Raw genomic sequence first — 15,589 nt, forward strand, 5'->3', positions numbered from 1 at the left:
AAGGCCCCCGTCCCTCGGACGGGGGCCTTCCTGCGTCAGGCGATGAGGTCGACCCTCGTGCCGGTCGGCTCGCAGCGTCGACCGGAGACGACGGCCGACCAGGCACGGGCGAGGCGCTGGACGGCCTCGACGCCCACGTGCTCGGCGGAGGTGCAGGGCAGCCGGAGCCGACGTTCGCCGGCGCTGGGAGCGCCGAGCGTGAACCGAGGGCCGGGCGTGAGCAGCAGCCCCTCCTGCGCGGCCGCGGCGACGAGCCGGCTCGACGAGCGTGAGGGGAGGCCGACCCAGAGGTTCGGCCCACCGGGCGGCACGGGCACGTCCCAGTCCGGGAGGTGGGCGGCCAGCGCCTCGACCATGGCGGCGCGCTGTCGGCGCAGTCGCACCACGGCCTCGTCGAACAGGTGCTGGTCGTGGCGGAGCACCTCGGCGGCCACGAGCTGGTCGAACGCGGCGGTGCCGAGGTCGTGGCGCATGCGCGACTGGAGCAGGGCTGTCACGTGACGGCGGGGCGCGCGGATCCAGCCGATCCGCAGCCCACCCCAGAGGACCTTCGACAGGGAGTCGACGACGATCGCGTCCGGGTCGTGCGCGGCGTACGACGCGGGCAGCCCCTCCCCGGCGAGGTCGAGCCGACGCATCGACTCGTCCACGACCGTGAGCACCTGGTGCCGGCGCAGCGTGTGGGCGAGCCGGAGTCGTGTCTCCACGGGCATGACGGCACCGGTGGGGTTGTGGAAGTCGGGGATCAGGTACGCGGCCTCCACGTGGGGTGCGGCCGCTGCGGCCGCGTCGGCGTCCCACGGGTCCTCGCCGATGGGCAGGGGAGTGGTGCGGTAGCCGAAGCCGGTCAGCGACTCGACGCCGTGCGGGTAGCTGGTGCCTTCCACGAGCAGACCGGCACCGGGTCGGCCGAACGTGCGACCGATCAGCGAGATCGCACCCTGTGCCCCGTTGGTGACGATGATCTGGTCCGGGTCCGTCGGCAGCCCTGCGGCGACGTACCCCTCGGCGATCACCTCGCGCAGCGCGGGCAGTCCGTCGGGCAGGTAGCCCGACGTCGTGAGGAGCGACGGGAGCTGCTCGGCGGCGGCGCCGAAGGCCCGGGTGAGGCCGGACGGGCCGGTGGGGGCGGAGAAGGTCAGGGCGATGGTGTCGGGGTCGTCGGGATCGACGATGAGGCTGCTGGCGGTGGTGGAGCTCGTCGGCACCCGGAGCACGCTGCCGCTTCCCTGGCGGGAGTGGAGCACGCCACGGCGACGCAGCTCGTCGTACGCGCGGGTCGTCGTGGTGCGACTCAGCCCCATGGCCTGGGCCAGCGAGCGCTCGCTGGGCAGCCGGGTGCCGTCGAGCAGGCGGCCGTCGACGACCAGCAGACGGATCGTGTCCGCGAGGTTCCGGTAGGCCGGTCCGTCGGGCAACGTCCCGATCATGGCGGCGAGCCGGAAGGCGGAGGTGCTGGGGTCCACACCACCAGCATGCGGGATGATTGGACCTGACCGAAAGGGCCACTTGACCTCGAGTGGCTGCGTCCATGATCCGCGAAGTGGCTCTGGTCGATCAGGCCACCTGCGGTCCAGGCTCGGCTCATGATCACCTTCTGGCTCCTCCTCGTCCTGGTGCCGTCGGCTCTTCTGGGGCTGGCGGTCGGCATGCGTGTCCTGGCCGGTGACGGGCTCGGCCTGCGACCGCCTCCGCTCGTCAGTGACGACCAGGAGAGGATGCGGTCATGGCCACGGTGAACCTCGCTCGCGCCCTTCGAGGGCGGCGGATGACGCGTCGCATGGTGCAGCTCGTGATCGGTCTGTGGCTCTACGGGGCCACCATGGCCCTGCTGGTGGAGTCCGGTCTCGGCCTCGACCCCTGGGACGTGTTCCACGAAGGGCTGACGCATCACCTGCCCCTCACGTTCGGCCAGGTGGTGATCCTGGTGGGTGCGGTGCTGCTGCTCCTGTGGGTCCCGCTGCGTCAGCGCCCCGGCATCGGCACGGTGCTCAACGTGGTGCTGATCGGCATCGCCGTCGACGTGACGCTCGCCCTGCTCCCGACGCCCGACGCGCTCGGCGTCCAGGTCGGCTTCCTCCTCGTCGGCGTGGTGGGCAACGGGATCGCCGGGGCCCTCTACATCGGGGCGGACCTCGGGACCGGGCCGCGCGACGGACTCTGGACCGGGATCGTGCGGCGCACCGGTCGCAGCGTGCGGCTCGTGCGGACCAGCCTCGAGGTCACGGTGCTCGTGGTCGGGTTCGTCCTCGGGGGCACCGTGGGCGTCGGCACCGTGCTCTACGCGCTCGCGATCGGTCCCGTGGTGCAGCTGTTCCTGCCGCTCACGCAGGTGCGCCGGCCCGAGCGGCCCGGCGCCTCGGCGCCTGGTCCGGAACCGGTCAACGACGTGTCGCGATGACGAGGGACGCGCCCTCGTCGATGAGCAGCTCGACCGCGGCGAACCGGTCGTCGGTCAGCCACTGCTCGCGCACCACGTCGACCTGACCGTCGACGATCGGGGGCCAGTGGACCGACGGCACGAAGTCGTCGAGCACCACGATGCCGCCGGGCTGCATCAGGTCGGCCAGCACGTCGATCTGCTCCATGACCTCGCGCACGTCGACGAACAGCAACGAGAACGGGGCGTACTGCTCGAGCGTCGACCAGTCGCCCGCGACGATCTCGACGTTGTCGACGTCGGCGAAGATCTTCTGGACGTCGCCCGCGAGGGAGGGATCGAGCTCGGCGCTCACGATCCTGGCGGCCTTGGGTGCGCCGCTGGACAGCCAGGCCGAGCCGACGCCGGTGCCGGTGCCCAGCTCGGCGAGCGTGCCCTCGCGAGACGCGGCGAGCGCCGCCAGGAGTCGGCCCGTCTCGTGGCGGGTCGACGTGATGAACCCCCGCTGCCGGGCGAGGTCGAGCGATCGCGCCACGAGGTCGGGGATCTGCGAAGGAGCGCTCACCTCGCCAGTCTGGCACCCGTGCGCGCGGCGCCGACCTCCGCCGTCTCATCGGGCGAGACACGCAGGGCAACCTGCCCTGCGGTCGACGTGGCTGGCCGTACTCTGGTCCCATCATGCGGAAGCAGCTCGTAGTCATCGCTTGCCGCGGCAGGGCCTCGTAGGGCCCACCCTGCCGCGGAGTTTGGCGTTTGGCCCGACTGTTCCGCCGCAGGCTTGAATCGCCTCGCACGGGGATCACGACCTGATTCCCTCTCCTGATCCATCCGATCACCCCCGGATGTCGTCGCCCGTGGAGCAGTCGGACCGGTGCCGGACCCGCCCATCGTCTCGATGGAACCCGTCCGTCCGATCCAGCACGACCTCAGGAGAGACCATGAACAGCTACCCGATCGAGTGGGGACCTGCCCACCTGCGCGACGACGCCGTGACCCCCGCCGCCGAGCCGTCCGAGCGTCCCGACGACAACTGATGACGGCTCCGCGACGTCCATCCTCTGGGACCGCGGTTTCAGATCATGAGACGCGACTTCTAGGATGAGGCCATGACGCGCTCCTACTCGCTCGCCGTCGTCCCCGGCGACGGCATCGGTCCCGAAGTCACCACCCAGGCCCTCACGGTGCTGCGCGCCGTGGCGGCCCAGCACGACCTGTCGTTCGACACGGTCGAGTACGACCTGGGTGCGCGCCGATACCACGCCACCGGGGAGACCCTCCCGGACGCGGTGCTGGAGGAGATCCGCGGCCACGACGCGATCCTGCTCGGCGCCGTGGGCGATCCGAGCGTCCCGTCGGGCGTGCTCGAGCGAGGACTGCTGCTGCGGCTGCGCTTCGAGCTCGACCACTACGTCAACCTGCGGCCCAGCACGCTGTACCCCGGCGTTCCCACGCCGCTCGGACCCCAGGTCACCGACCGCGGACCGATCGACTTCGTGGTCGTGCGCGAGGGGACCGAGGGGCCGTACGTCGGCAACGGCGGGGCCATCCGCGTGGGCACGCCGCACGAGCTGGCGACCGAGGTGAGCGTGAACACCGCCTTCGGCGTGGAGCGCGTCGTGCGAGACGCGTTCGCCCGAGCGCAGGCGCGTCCGCGCAAGAAGCTCACGCTCGTGCACAAGAACAACGTGCTCGTGCACGCCGGTCACCTCTGGAGCCGCACCGTCGACGCGGTCGGCCGGGAGTTCCCGGAGGTGAGTGTCGACTACCTGCACGTCGACGCCGCCACGATCTTCCTCGTGACCGACCCGGGGCGCTTCGACGTGATCGTCACCGACAACCTGTTCGGCGACATCCTCACCGACCTCGCGGCCGCGGTCACCGGTGGCATCGGCCTGGCGGCGAGCGGCAACGTGAACCCCGACCGCACGGCTCCGAGCATGTTCGAGCCGGTGCACGGGTCCGCACCCGACATCGCGGGTCAGTCCAAGGCCGACCCGACGGCGGCCATCCTGTCGGGCGCGCTGCTGCTCGAGCACCTCGGCCACCCCGAGGCCGCCCACCAGGTCAGCCAGGCCGTCGAGGCCGACATCGCTGCTCGTGGGGCGGGTGCCCACGACGCCGCCCCGCGCAGCACCGAGGAGGTGGGGGAGGCCATCGCCGCGCGCGCCAGCGCGGCAGCGGCCGAGGGCGTAGCGGTGGGCTGACCCCCACCGCGAGCCCCGTCGGGGACCCCACGGGGGCCCCGAGGGGCCGTGCCCCCTCGACCCCGGAAGGACTACCGTGTCCAGCATGACCACCGCACCGTTCGCCAGCACCCTCGAGCTCAACCAGGCTGCCCGGACGGACGCCGAACGGGAGGCGATCCTCGCCTCGCCGGGCTTCGGCAACCACTTCACCGACCACATGTTCCTCACCGAGTGGACGCCCGAGGCCGGCTGGCACGACGCGCGCGTCGTGCCCTACGGTCCGTTGCAGCTCGACCCCGCGACCGCGGTCCTGCACTACGCGCAGGAGATCTTCGAGGGGCTCAAGGCCTACGCGTGGGCCGACGGGTCGATCCGGGTGTTCCGCCCCGAGCAGAACGCGGCGCGGCTCCAGCGCTCGGCGCAGCGACTCGCGCTGCCCCAGCTGCCCGAGGACTGGTTCCTCGGCTCCATCGGCGCGCTGGTCGAGGCCGACCGCAGCTGGGTGCCCCAGGGTGGCGAGACGAGCCTGTACCTGCGTCCGTTCATGTTCGCCTCCGAGGTCTTCCTCGGGGTGCGTCCGAGCCAGCACGTCACCTACTGCGTCATCGCCTCACCGGCCGGTGCGTACTTCCCCGGCGGGGTCGAGCCGGTCTCCATCTGGCTGTCCTCGGAGTACTCGCGCGCCGGTGCGGGCGGCACGGGCGCGGCCAAGTGCGGCGGCAACTACGCCGCGAGCCTGCTCCCGCAGCAGGAGGCCACCGCGCACGGTTGCCAGCAGGTCGCCTTCCTGGACTCGGTCGAGCACCGCTGGGTCGAGGAGCTCGGAGGGATGAACCTGTACTTCGTCCAGTCCGACGGGTCGATCGTCACCCCCGAGCTCTCGGGCTCGATCCTCGAGGGCATCACCCGCGACTCGATCCTCCAGATCGCCCGCGACCTCGGCCACGAGGTCGTCGAGCGCCGGGTGAGCATCGAGGAGTGGCGCGAGGGCACCGCCGACGGCACCATCACCGAGGTCTTCGCGTGCGGCACCGCTGCCGTCGTCACGCCCGTGGGCGTGCTCAAGTGGGACGGCGGCGAGGCGGTCGCCGGCGACGGCGGGGCCGGCAAGGTCACCCTCGACATCCGCTCCGCCCTCGTCGACGTGCAGTACGGCCGCGCCGAGGACCGGCACAACTGGATGCGCCCGGTCACAGACTGAACCGCGCACGACACGACCCCGGGTGCTGGCGCGCCCGGGGTCGTTCTGGTCAGATGGGTGTGACCACGGTCACCTGCGGCGATCCCGCGACGTGACCCACGAGAACCAGCGGCGGACCCCACCCTCGGCCCGTCCCTGCGACGGAAGGACGACATGACGCTCTCGACCAGCCGCGCTGCGGAGCAGCCGGCGGCACCGGACGGCACCACGCGACGCGAGCACGACCTCATCGGCGACCGCGACGTCCCCGTCGACGCCTACTGGGGCGTCCACACGCTGCGCGCCACCGAGAACTTCCCGATCACCGGCATCCCGATCGGCCAGAGCCCGTTCCTGATCGAGGCGCTCGCGGCGGTCAAGCAGGCCGCCGCGACCACCAACCACCAGCTCGGGCTGCTCGACGACGAGCGCTTCCGTGCCGTCGAGCAGGCGTGCGAGGAGATCAGGGCCGGGGAGCTGCATGACCAGTTCGTCGTCGACGTCATGCAAGGTGGCGCCGGCACGTCCACGAACATGAACGCCAACGAGGTCATCGCCAACCGCGCGCTCGAGATCCTGGGCCACACCAAGGGTGACTACGCCCGGGTCCACCCCAACGAGCACGTCAACCTGAGCCAGTCCACCAACGACGTGTACCCGACGGCCGTCAAGATCGCGATCATCCTGGCGACCCACTCCCTGCTCGACGCGATGCTGGTCCTGCAGGCGTCGTTCGCCGCGAAGGCCGAGGAGTTCCGCGGTGTGCTGAAGATGGGCCGCACCCAGCTGCAGGACGCGGTCCCGATGACGCTCGGCCAGGAGTTCTCCACCTACGCGGTGATGCTCGGCGAGGACCACAGCCGCCTCACCGAGGCGGTGGCGATGCTGCACGAGATCAACCTCGGTGCCACGGCGATCGGCACCCAGCTCAACGCGCCGGTCGGCTACGTCCCCATCGCCTGCGAGCACCTGGCGCGCATGACCGGACTGCCGCTCGTGAGCGCCGTCGACCTCATCGAGGCCACGCAGGACTGCGGCGCGTTCGTCCAGCTGTCGGGCGTGCTCAAGCGGGTCGCGGTGAAGATCAGCAAGATCTGCAACGACCTGCGCCTGCTCTCGTCGGGTCCGCGAGCGGGTCTCAACGAGATCAACCTGCCGGCGGTGCAGGCCGGCTCGAGCATCATGCCCGGCAAGGTGAACCCGGTGATCCCCGAGGTGGTCAACCAGGTGGCGTTCCAGGTCATCGGCATGGACGTCACGGTCACGATGGCGGCCGAGGGTGGTCAGCTGCAGCTCAACGCCTTCGAGCCGGTCATCTGCTACTCGCTGTCGTCGGGCATCTACCGCATGCGCGAGGCCATGCTGGTGCTCGCGCGTCGCTGTGTCGACGGGATCACCGCCAACGAGGAGCTGCTGCGCCAGGAGGTCGAGAACTCGATCGGCCTCGTCACCGCCCTCAACCCGTTCATCGGGTACGCCGCGGCCACCGAGGTCGCGATGGAGGCGCTGGCGACCGGCCGCGGCGTGGCCGAGCTGGTGCTGGAGAAGAAGCTGCTCCCGCCGGAGCAGCTGCACGCGATCCTGCAGCCCGAGGTGCTCGCCAACCTGACGCCCCGCGCCTGATCGACCGTCCTGCGGCTGGGCTGCGTGGGGTCGTGTTGGGCTTGGTGCTGCGCTGCCTGGTTTCGTCTCGACGTGCTGGTGCGCTGCTTCGGCTCGCGCCGGGGTCGGCCCCCGAAAGGGCCTCGACCGGACGGCTGGGCGGGCGCTGGTCCGGCGTCTCGGGGTCCGGTCTGGTGCTGCGGGTGACGCACGATTCTTCCTTTGCGCGCGATCGGCGCAGGATTCTTCGTTCGTGCGTGCCATCGGTGGATCCTCCACCGCAGACGGCCCGCAGAGGTTGAGGATCCACCGATGTCGAGGGCGCAGGGCCAGGGATTCTCCCTTCTCGTGGACCGGTCCACGGGAAGGGAGAATCCATGCCAGCCCGCGCGGCCAGGCGGCCACGATGCTGCGTTCACGACCGGATCCCGACACGAACGCAGAAGCTTTCGCCTCCCAGCGCGCGAACGCAGAATCCTGCGTCCGACCAGCACCCGCCACAGCCCGAGAACCCGGACCGCGTCCCGCGCCAGCCGCCCGGTCGAGGCCCTCTCGGAGACCGATCGGGGCGCGAGCCGCGGCAACGCAGCGGCGAGCCGAAGCCCCCGCGGGCAGCGCAGCAGCGAGCCGAGGCCCTCGCAGGCGACGCAGCGGGCGATCGACCTACACGAACAACGTCGTCGCGGGGTCCTCGAGCAGCTCGACGCCCAGGACGTGGTCGTCGGGGACGTAGTCGATGGAGATCCGGATGCCCCGGTCGCGTGGGGTCACGTCCGCCTGCAGGTCGCCAAGGCCGAACGCGATGTCGCTCAGCGTGATCGTGGCCTCTCCGACGGGGTCCTGAGCCGGCCACTCCGCGATCAGCCGGTGCACGAGCCCGGCGAGCACTGCGCTCGACATGGCCCGGTCGATGCGGAGCTCCGCGCCGCGTCCGTCGGGCACGGTGCCGCGCACGCGGACCTCGGGGAGGCCGAACTGGGCCAGTCCGTCGGTCACCAGATCACCGTCGAGCAGGGCCGCGTGGTCCAGCACGTACCACTGGGCCGCGTGCGCGAGGGAGACCTGCTCGCTCGTCAGCTCCACCACGCGCGGTGTCAGCAGCTCCACCACCACACCGTCGTGCCGGGCGGCCATCTCGAGGGCCTGGATGCGCGCGTCGCGCGCTGCGGCGGCGGCGGTCTCGACCGGTGCCTGGCTCTGCAGCACGACCTGGTGGGGGCACCGCTCGAGGCGGGCGAGACCGACCTGCGAGGTCCCGTGCGCGCGCAGGAGCGCCGCGTTCGGGAGGGGCAGGTGGTCCTCGTGCTCGAGGGGCTCCGGCGTCATCACCGCATACATCCACTCGCACGTGGTGGGCACCGGCACGGGTCGAGAGGTCATAGCCGTCCATCCTAGGTCGGGCGCCGACTAGACTGGCGCGCGTGATCAGCGACGAGTTCCACGTCTACGACACCACGATGCGCGACGGTGCCCAGCAGGAGGGTCTCAACCTCTCCGTGCAGGACAAGATGCACGTGGCGCGCCACCTCGACGACCTCGGGGTGGGGTTCATCGAGGGCGGTTGGCCGGGCTCGAACCCGAAGGACACGGAGTTCTTCGCGCTGGCCGCGAAGGAGCTCGAGCTGCAGAACGCCACGCTCGCCGCGTTCGGCGCCACGCGCCGTGCCGGCGTGGCCGCCGCCGACGACCCGCTCGTCGCCGCTCTCCGGGACTCGGGAGCCTCCGTGGTCACGCTCGTGGCCAAGAGCCACGACCGTCACGTCGAGCTGGCCCTGCGCACCACCCTCGAGGAGAACCTCGCCATGGTGCGCGACACCGTGGCCCACCTGCGCACCGAGGGGCAGCGGGTCTTCGTCGACTGCGAGCACTTCTTCGACGGGTACGCGGCGAACCGCGACTACGCGCTGCAGGTCGTCGCCGAGGCGGCGGGCGCCGGCGCCGACGTGGTGGTGCTCTGCGACACGAACGGCGGCATGCTTCCCCACCAGGTGGAGGAGGTCGTGGCCGACGCGCTCGGGGTCGGGGCGCGTCTGGGCATCCATGCGCACAACGACACGGGCTGCGCCGTGGCCAACTCGATGGCGGCCGTGCGGGCCGGTGCCACGCACCTGCAGGGCTGCATCAACGGCTACGGCGAGCGCACCGGCAACGCCGACCTCGTCACGTCCGTGGCCAACCTCGAGCTGAAGCTCGGCATGAGCGTGCTGCCCGAGGGCGCGCTCGCCGACGCCACGCGCATCGCCCATGCCGTCGCGGAGATCACCAACTACCCGCCGTCGGCGCGTCAGCCCTACACCGGGGTCTCGTCGTTCGCGCACAAGGCGGGCCTGCACGCCAGCGCCATCCGGGTCGACCCCGACCTGTACCAGCACATCGACCCGGCGCTGGTCGGCAACGACATGCGCCTCCTGGTCTCGGAGATGGCCGGCCGGGCCACCATCGAGCTCAAGGGTCGCGAGCTCGGCTACGACGTGGCTGCCGACGCCGGCCGGCTCGCCCGGGTGACCGACCGGGTCAAGGCGATGGAGCAGCAGGGCTACACGTTCGAGGCCGCCGACGCGTCCTTCGAGCTGCTCCTCGCCGAGGAGATGGAGGGCGGCCGCCCTTCCTACTTCGACGTCGAGTCCTGGCGCGTGCTGGCCGAGTCGGCCCGGGGCACGGAGGCGACCGTCAAGCTCCGCGCGGCCGGACAGCGGCTGGCCGTCATCGGTGAGGGCAACGGCCCGGTGAACGCCCTCGACCACGCCCTGCGCCAGGCCATCGAGCAGCTCTACCCCGACGTCGCGCGGTTCCACCTCATCGACTTCCGGGTGCGCATCCTCGACCAGGGCCACGGGACCGACGCCGTCACACGGGTGCTCATCGAGACGTCCGACGGTCAGGACTCCTGGGTCACGGTGGGCGTGGGAGCCAACATGATCGAGGCCTCGTGGGAGGCCATGGTCGACGCCCTCACGTACGGGCTGCGCCGCCACGGTGTCCCGGTCGGCAGTGCCTGAGGAGCGAGCGGCGTGACCCGGGGGCGCCTCCTCGCGCTGGTCCTCGCGCCGACGCTCGTCCTCGGGCTGGTGATCGGTGGGTTCGTCGTCGTCGACGCCCGCGCCCGTCAGGCGGACGTGGAGCGGGCCGACGACGTCGCCCAGAAGTACGCCGGCGAGGCGGCCGGCTTCCGTGCGGCGCTCGTGAAGGACCTGGAGGCCGTGGACGCTGCCGATCCGACCGACGTCGCCGAGGTGATCGAGGCACGCGGTGACGACCTGCCGGAGCTGGCGTCGGCACCCGAGCGCGGCGAGTCGGGGTCGAGCGCCTACGCCGCAGCGCGCCAGGACGTGGTGACCCTGCGCGAGTCGTGGCAACGGCTGGGCGACGTGGTCGACGTCTCCGTCGACGCCCGGTCCTTCGTGCTGGCCGCGAACCGTGCCCTCGACCTGAACCCGGCCGAGCTCGCGCCGCCGACCGTCGTCACGAGCGGCGATCCGCTGCGGACGCAGCTGCTGCCGCCGATGCGCTCGGCCCTCGCCACGTTCGAGTCCACGGACGCGCCGGAGGCCGCCACGCCCGCTCGCGACGCCGTGCGCGCCGCCTTGCAGCACGTGGTCACCGAGGCCGAACGGCTCGCCGCCCGCCTCGACGCCGGGCAGGGTGGGAGCTTCCAGTACGCCGAGCAGTACACCGCGGCGCGCGCGGCCGTTCGCCAGTACGCCGACGGCGTGCGCGCCGACCTGCGTGAGGCGCTCGACGCCGTCGTGGCCGACTCCACGGTCGTGGGCTGAGCGTCACGCACCCGGCGCGCGGCGCATCGGGACGTGGTCGATCCCGGCCTCGAGGAAGTTCTCGCCGCACCGTTCGAAGCCGAAGCCGGCGTACCAGTCGTGCAGGTACGCCTGGGCGCCGAGCCGGATCTCGGCGTCGCCCCACCGGTCGAGCACCTCGCGCAGGAGCCGGCTCGACAGGCCCTGCCCGCGGCTGTCGGAGCGGGTGGCCACGCGGCCGACCTTGCGCACGCCCGCGTCGGTGACGTAGGTCCGCAGGTAGCTGGTGGGTCCGGCCTCGTCGGCGTACCAGAGGTGGGTGCACGTCGGGAGCAGGTCGATGCCGTCGACGTCGGGCTCGTCGCACTGCTGCTCCACCGCGAAGACGGCGTCGCGGATCTTCCAGATCGCGTAGACCTCCGCGGCGGTCAGGGCGTCACCGGCGCGGATGATGGGGAGGTCGGCCACCCGATGAGCCTAGTACCGGCGAGGACCGTCGATCCGCGACGGTGGTGGCTTCGACGGCGGGGGTGGCGGCTCCTAGTCCGGGGCGTCGAGCGCGGGGTGGGCGAGGAGCCGGTCGACGTGGTCGAGGAGGGTCCGGCGCAGTGGCTCGGCTCGGTCGGCGAACGCCCGTTGACGCCGCACGTACTCCGCCTTCCCCTCGGGGGTCTCGATCGCGATCGGCTCCAGCCCGAAGGCGCTCACGTCGTAGGGAGAGGCCTGCATGTCGACCGCGCGGATCTCGAGGGCCAGCTCGAAGGCGTCGAGCACCACCGTCGACTCCACGAACGGCAGCAGTCGGAAGGCGATGCGGTACAGGTCCATGTTGGCGTGGAGGCAGCCCGGCTGCTCCTGGTCGAGCTGGTGCTCGCGACCGAGGTGCTGGGCGTTCAGCGGCGCAGCCTGCGGCGTGAAGAAGCGGAAGGCGTCGACGTGGGTGCACCCGAGGGGGTGGGACTCCACGACCGCGTCGGTCCCGGAGCGTCCGAGGCGCAGCGGGAGGTCGTGGCGCGGTTGCTCGGCGCGGTAGACCATGGCCCACTCGTGGAGCCCGAAGCAGCCCCACCGGGCCGGCCGGTCGAGGGTGGCCGCCAGCAGGGCGCGGGTCCAGCGCAGGCCGGCCGCGCGCGACGTCAGGCGCTGCGCGTCCACGGTCGTCACCCCCTCGTGGGTGACGTAGGCGCCGAGGGCGGCGTGCGTCGGGGCGTGGAGGAGTCCGGTGCCGAGTCCGGGGTGCCAGCGCTCGAGCTGGCCGGGGGAGAGGTTGTAGTACTCGAACAGGAAGTCCACCACGGGGTGCGGCTCACGCCGTTCGCGTCGCAGCAGGTGCGGCGCGGTCCAACGACGAGCTCGGTCGCGATGGGCCAGTGCGAGGGGCTTCCACCGCTCCGGAGGCAGCGTCGTGGCAGGGAGCGTCGTGCTGGGGAGCGTGGTCACCGGGAGCAGTCGGCGCAGGTGCCGAAGATCTCCAGCGTGTGCTCGACGTCGGTGAAGCCGTTCTCCGACGCCACCTTGGTGGCCCACGACTCGACCGCGGGGCCGGCCACCTCGACGGCGCGACCGCACGAGCGGCAGACCAGGTGGTGGTGGTGGTCGCCGGCCTCGCAGCGGCGGTAGAGCACCTCGCCGTCGTTCCCACGCAGGGCGTCGACCTGCTCGGCGTCGACCAGAGCCTGCAGGTTGCGGTACACGGTGGACAGACCGACCTTCTCGCCGCGCTGGCCCAGCTCGCCGTGGATCTGCTGGGCGCTGGCGAAGCCCTCCAGCTCGTCGAGCACCGCGCTGACGGCGCGGCGCTGCCTGGTGTTGCGTACGTCGACCATGGTCCTCCTCAGGGCGAGCGTACCGACCGGCGCCGGAGCCCGACGGTCACTCCCCGAAGGACCGCGGCGAGGGCGAAAGCCACGAGGGCGAGGAGCACGATCGTCGGGCCGGGCGCGGTGTCGGCCTCGAAGCTGACGACCACGCCGGAGACCGCGGTGACCAGTCCGATCGCCATCGCAGCCAGGTGGGTGGAGCGGAAGCTCCGGCTGACCTGCTGCGCTGCGGCCACCGGCACCACCATCAGGGCCGAGACCAGGAGCAGCCCGACGGTGCGCATGGCGACCGTGATGGTCGCCGCCGCGAGCACCGCGATGAGCACGCCGTACAGACGCACGGGCACGCCGCACACCCGGGCGTGCTCCTCGTCCTGGCAGACCGCGAACAGCTGGGGCGAGAGCACCAGGCACAGGGCGACCACGACGACACCCAGCACCGAGACGACGGTGACGTCGGACGGCGTGACGGTCGTGATGGAGCCGAAGAGGTACCGGTTCAGCGTGGCGGCACCCTCGCCGGCGAGACCGATCAGCAGCACGCCTCCGGCGATGCCGCCGTAGAACAGCATCGCGAGGGCGACGTCGCCGCTCGTGCGGGTGAACGTGCGCAGCACCTCGATGAGCACGGCTCCCAGCACCGCCACGACGAGGGCGGTCAGGAGCGGCGCGGTGCCGGTGAGCAGGCCGATCGCCACGCCCGTGAGCGCCACGTGGCCCAGACCGTCGCCGAGCAGCGCGAGGCGGCGCTGCACCATGTAGGTGCCGATGGCGGGAGCGGCCAGGCCGGTGAAGACGGCGGCGACGATCGCCAGCCGCATGAACTCGTAGTCGAGGATCTGGAGCATCACCACACCCCTTCCTCGGGCAGGGGTCGAAGGCGACCGGGCTGGGCGGAGTGCGGGTGGGCGTCGCCGTGGTGCTCCTGGTGGGCCCCCGCGACGTGGTCGTCGACGGGCCCGTCGTGGACGACCCGGCCGCGATCGAGCACGACCGCACGGTCGATCAGGGGGAGCATCGGGCCCAGCTCGTGGGCCACCAGCAGCACGGTGGTGCCGTCGGCGGCGAGATCGGCCAGCAGCCCCGCGAGGTCCTGGGTGTGGTGGGCGTCGACGCCTGCGGTGGGCTCGTCCATGACCAGGAGGTCCGGCTCCCCGGCGAGCGCCCGAGCGATCGAGACCCGCTGCTGCTGCCCGCCGGAGAGCTCCACGAGCGGGGAGCCGGCACGGTGGGCGAGCCCGACGCTCTCGAGCGCCGTCGTCACGGCCTCCCGGTCGGGACGACGGGGCAGCCCGAACCGGGGCCGGCGCGACAGCCGACCGCTCGCGACGACCTCACGGACGGTGGCCGGGACACCCGCCACGGCCGCCGACCGCTGGGGCACGTAGCCGATGCGCTGCCAGCCGTGGAACCCGTCGAGCGGCTCGCCGAACAGCTCGATGGTGCCGGTCGACGGCACGAGCCCGACGGCGGCGCGGACGAGGGTGGACTTGCCCGAGCCGTTGGAGCCCAGCAGCGTGACGAACTCACCCTGCGCGACCTCCAGGTCGACGTCGCGCAGCACAGGGTCCCCGCCGAGCGTGACGTCCACGCCACGCATCAGGAGCGGAGGGTGTGTCATGAGCAGTCGTTGGCCTTCTGCAGGGTGGCGAGGTTGGTGCGCATGATCGAGAGGTAGTCCTCGTCGGACGTCGCCTTGGTGAGTCCCTCGATCGGGTCGAGCGTAGCCGTCTCGACCCCGGCCTCGCGGGCCACGGTGTTCGCCACGGCGGGGCTCACGAGCGTCTCCGTGAAGACCGTGGTGATGCCGTCGGTCCTGACCAGGTCCGAGATCGTGGCGAGCTGGGCGGCGGACGGCTCCGTGCCGGGGTCGATGCCGGCGATCGGGATCTGCGTCAGGTCGTAGGCCTGGGCGAGGTAGGCGAAGGCTGCGTGGCTCGTCACGATGTCGCGGACCTTGCAGTCGGCGAGCCCGGTCGTCAGGTCCTCGTCGAGGGTCGTCAGGTCCTCGACGAGCGCGGCGGCGTTCGCGCGGTACTCGTCGGCGTGGTCGGGGTCGATCTCGACCAGGGCGTCGCGCACGTGCTCGGTGACCGGGACGAGGTTGGTCGGGTCGAGCCACAGGTGCGGGTCGACCCCGCCGTGGTCGTGGCCGTGGTCATGACCCTCGTGCTCGTCGCCCTCCTCGTGCGCGTGCTCGTCACCCTCCTCGTGGGCATGGTCCTCGCCCTCGGCCTCCTCCTCGGACTCCTCGATGAGCGTGACGCCGTCGGCGGAGTCGATGGTGGTGCCCTTGGTGCGGTCGGCCTGCTCGACGGCCTCGTCGACGGCCGTCTGGAACTGGCTCTGGTAGACGACCAGGTCGGCGTCCTGCACCGCGGCGACCTGCCGCGGGCTCAGCTCCAGGTCGTGCGGCTCCCCGCCGGGGGCCGTGAGGTTGGTGACCTCGGCGCGGTCGCCGGCGACGCGCTCGGTGACGAACTGGACGGGGTAGAACGACGTGACGACCGAGACGTCGTCGGTGCTCCCTCCGGAGCTGCCGCACCCGGCCAGCACGAGAGCACAGGACGACAGCAGGACGGCGGGGCGCACGAGGGAGAACGTCATGAGAACGATTCTCAAGAGTCACGGGAACGATTGTCAAATCGCCACCGTGTCGACCCGGTCAC

15 protein-coding genes are annotated in these 15,589 nt (G+C 71.9%); 6 read left to right on the forward strand and 9 right to left on the reverse strand.

Going from position 1 to position 15,589, the window contains the following annotated elements:
- Positions 1-35: 35 nt before the first annotated feature.
- Complete coding sequence (locus ASF35_RS11095) at positions 36-1,466, reverse strand: PLP-dependent aminotransferase family protein (protein WP_055967184.1); 1,431 nt, start codon at positions 1,464-1,466, stop codon at positions 36-38.
- A gap of 260 nt (positions 1,467-1,726) precedes the next feature.
- Here ASF35_RS11095 and ASF35_RS11100 point away from each other — a divergent pair, with 260 nt between their 5' ends.
- On the forward strand, positions 1,727-2,401 hold the full coding sequence (locus ASF35_RS11100; RefSeq protein ID WP_055967186.1) for a YitT family protein: 675 nt from the start codon (positions 1,727-1,729) through the stop codon (positions 2,399-2,401).
- Here ASF35_RS11100 and ASF35_RS11105 read toward each other — a convergent pair.
- Entirely contained in the window at positions 2,382-2,945 is a 564-nt protein-coding gene (locus ASF35_RS11105; RefSeq protein ID WP_055967188.1) for an O-methyltransferase, read from the reverse strand. The genes ASF35_RS11100 and ASF35_RS11105 overlap by 20 nt on opposite strands.
- 541 nt (positions 2,946-3,486) lie before the next feature.
- Here ASF35_RS11105 and ASF35_RS11110 point away from each other — a divergent pair.
- The 3 genes from ASF35_RS11110 to ASF35_RS11120 all read left to right on the forward strand — a co-directional run bounded on the left by ASF35_RS11110 (position 3,487) and on the right by ASF35_RS11120 (position 7,369).
- Positions 3,487-4,584, forward strand: coding sequence for a 3-isopropylmalate dehydrogenase (locus tag ASF35_RS11110; RefSeq protein WP_055967191.1), 1,098 nt, complete (start codon positions 3,487-3,489; stop codon positions 4,582-4,584).
- 85 nt (positions 4,585-4,669) lie between these two features.
- A complete protein-coding gene (locus tag ASF35_RS11115; RefSeq protein WP_055967192.1) occupies positions 4,670-5,767 on the forward strand; it encodes a branched-chain amino acid aminotransferase in 1,098 nt (365 codons plus the stop codon).
- Positions 5,768-5,920: 153 nt separating this feature from the next.
- Positions 5,921-7,369, forward strand: coding sequence for an aspartate ammonia-lyase (locus ASF35_RS11120; RefSeq protein ID WP_055967195.1), 1,449 nt, complete (start codon positions 5,921-5,923; stop codon positions 7,367-7,369).
- Positions 7,370-8,011: 642 nt separating this feature from the next.
- Here the strand turns inward: ASF35_RS11120 and ASF35_RS11125 are convergent.
- On the reverse strand, positions 8,012-8,728 hold the full coding sequence (locus tag ASF35_RS11125; RefSeq protein WP_156368020.1) for a hypothetical protein: 717 nt from the start codon (positions 8,726-8,728) through the stop codon (positions 8,012-8,014).
- Positions 8,729-8,769: 41 nt separating this feature from the next.
- Between ASF35_RS11125 and cimA the strand changes: the two genes are divergently transcribed.
- Entirely contained in the window at positions 8,770-10,347 is a 1,578-nt protein-coding gene (gene cimA, locus ASF35_RS11130; RefSeq protein ID WP_156368021.1) for a citramalate synthase, read from the forward strand.
- Between the two features lie 12 nt (positions 10,348-10,359).
- Positions 10,360-11,121 (forward strand): hypothetical protein, encoded by a 762-nt coding sequence (locus ASF35_RS11135; RefSeq protein WP_055967201.1) that lies wholly within the window; start codon positions 10,360-10,362, stop codon positions 11,119-11,121.
- 3 nt (positions 11,122-11,124) lie between these two features.
- Here ASF35_RS11135 and ASF35_RS11140 read toward each other — a convergent pair whose 3' ends face one another.
- From ASF35_RS11140 to ASF35_RS11165, 6 genes are all read right to left on the reverse strand, one after another.
- Positions 11,125-11,568, reverse strand: a complete 444-nt coding sequence (locus tag ASF35_RS11140) for a GNAT family N-acetyltransferase (RefSeq protein WP_055967205.1) — start codon at positions 11,566-11,568, stop codon at positions 11,125-11,127.
- A 72-nt stretch (positions 11,569-11,640) separates the two neighbouring features.
- The gene (locus ASF35_RS11145) at positions 11,641-12,540 is read right to left on the reverse strand and encodes a hypothetical protein (RefSeq protein WP_055967208.1); all 900 of its coding nucleotides are present in this window, start codon (positions 12,538-12,540) and stop codon (positions 11,641-11,643) included.
- Complete coding sequence (locus ASF35_RS11150) at positions 12,537-12,926, reverse strand: Fur family transcriptional regulator (RefSeq protein WP_055967211.1); 390 nt, start codon at positions 12,924-12,926, stop codon at positions 12,537-12,539. The genes ASF35_RS11145 and ASF35_RS11150 overlap by 4 nt, the downstream gene beginning before the upstream one ends.
- A gap of 8 nt (positions 12,927-12,934) precedes the next feature.
- A complete protein-coding gene (locus ASF35_RS11155; protein WP_055968532.1) occupies positions 12,935-13,768 on the reverse strand; it encodes a metal ABC transporter permease in 834 nt (277 codons plus the stop codon).
- Positions 13,768-14,541 (reverse strand): metal ABC transporter ATP-binding protein, encoded by a 774-nt coding sequence (locus tag ASF35_RS11160; RefSeq protein WP_055967214.1) that lies wholly within the window; start codon positions 14,539-14,541, stop codon positions 13,768-13,770. Before ASF35_RS11160 ends, ASF35_RS11155 begins: the two co-directional genes overlap by 1 nt.
- On the reverse strand, positions 14,538-15,527 hold the full coding sequence (locus ASF35_RS11165) for a metal ABC transporter substrate-binding protein (RefSeq protein WP_055967217.1): 990 nt from the start codon (positions 15,525-15,527) through the stop codon (positions 14,538-14,540). The genes ASF35_RS11160 and ASF35_RS11165 overlap by 4 nt, the downstream gene beginning before the upstream one ends.
- Positions 15,528-15,589: the final 62 nt, after the last annotated feature.

This window comes from Aeromicrobium sp. Leaf291 (assembly GCF_001423365.1).
In the GTDB taxonomy this organism is placed as follows: domain Bacteria; phylum Actinomycetota; class Actinomycetes; order Propionibacteriales; family Nocardioidaceae; genus Aeromicrobium.

Excerpts from the sequence above, each read along its gene's own strand:
- ASF35_RS11155 (WP_055968532.1), bottom strand. The coding sequence starts at position 13,768 with ATGCTCCAGATCCTCGACTACGAGTTCATGCGGCTGGCGATCGTCGCC.
- ASF35_RS11150 (WP_055967211.1), bottom strand. The coding sequence starts at position 12,926 with ATGGTCGACGTACGCAACACCAGGCAGCGCCGCGCCGTCAGCGCGGTG.
- ASF35_RS11110 (WP_055967191.1), top strand. The coding sequence starts at position 3,487 with ATGACGCGCTCCTACTCGCTCGCCGTCGTCCCCGGCGACGGCATCGGT.
- ASF35_RS11120 (WP_055967195.1), top strand. The coding sequence starts at position 5,921 with ATGACGCTCTCGACCAGCCGCGCTGCGGAGCAGCCGGCGGCACCGGAC.
- ASF35_RS11160 (WP_055967214.1), bottom strand. The coding sequence starts at position 14,541 with ATGACACACCCTCCGCTCCTGATGCGTGGCGTGGACGTCACGCTCGGC.
- ASF35_RS11115 (WP_055967192.1), top strand. The coding sequence starts at position 4,670 with ATGACCACCGCACCGTTCGCCAGCACCCTCGAGCTCAACCAGGCTGCC.
- ASF35_RS11100 (WP_055967186.1), top strand. The coding sequence starts at position 1,727 with ATGGCCACGGTGAACCTCGCTCGCGCCCTTCGAGGGCGGCGGATGACG.
- ASF35_RS11125 (WP_156368020.1), bottom strand. The coding sequence starts at position 8,728 with ATGACCTCTCGACCCGTGCCGGTGCCCACCACGTGCGAGTGGATGTAT.
- ASF35_RS11165 (WP_055967217.1), bottom strand. The coding sequence starts at position 15,527 with ATGACGTTCTCCCTCGTGCGCCCCGCCGTCCTGCTGTCGTCCTGTGCT.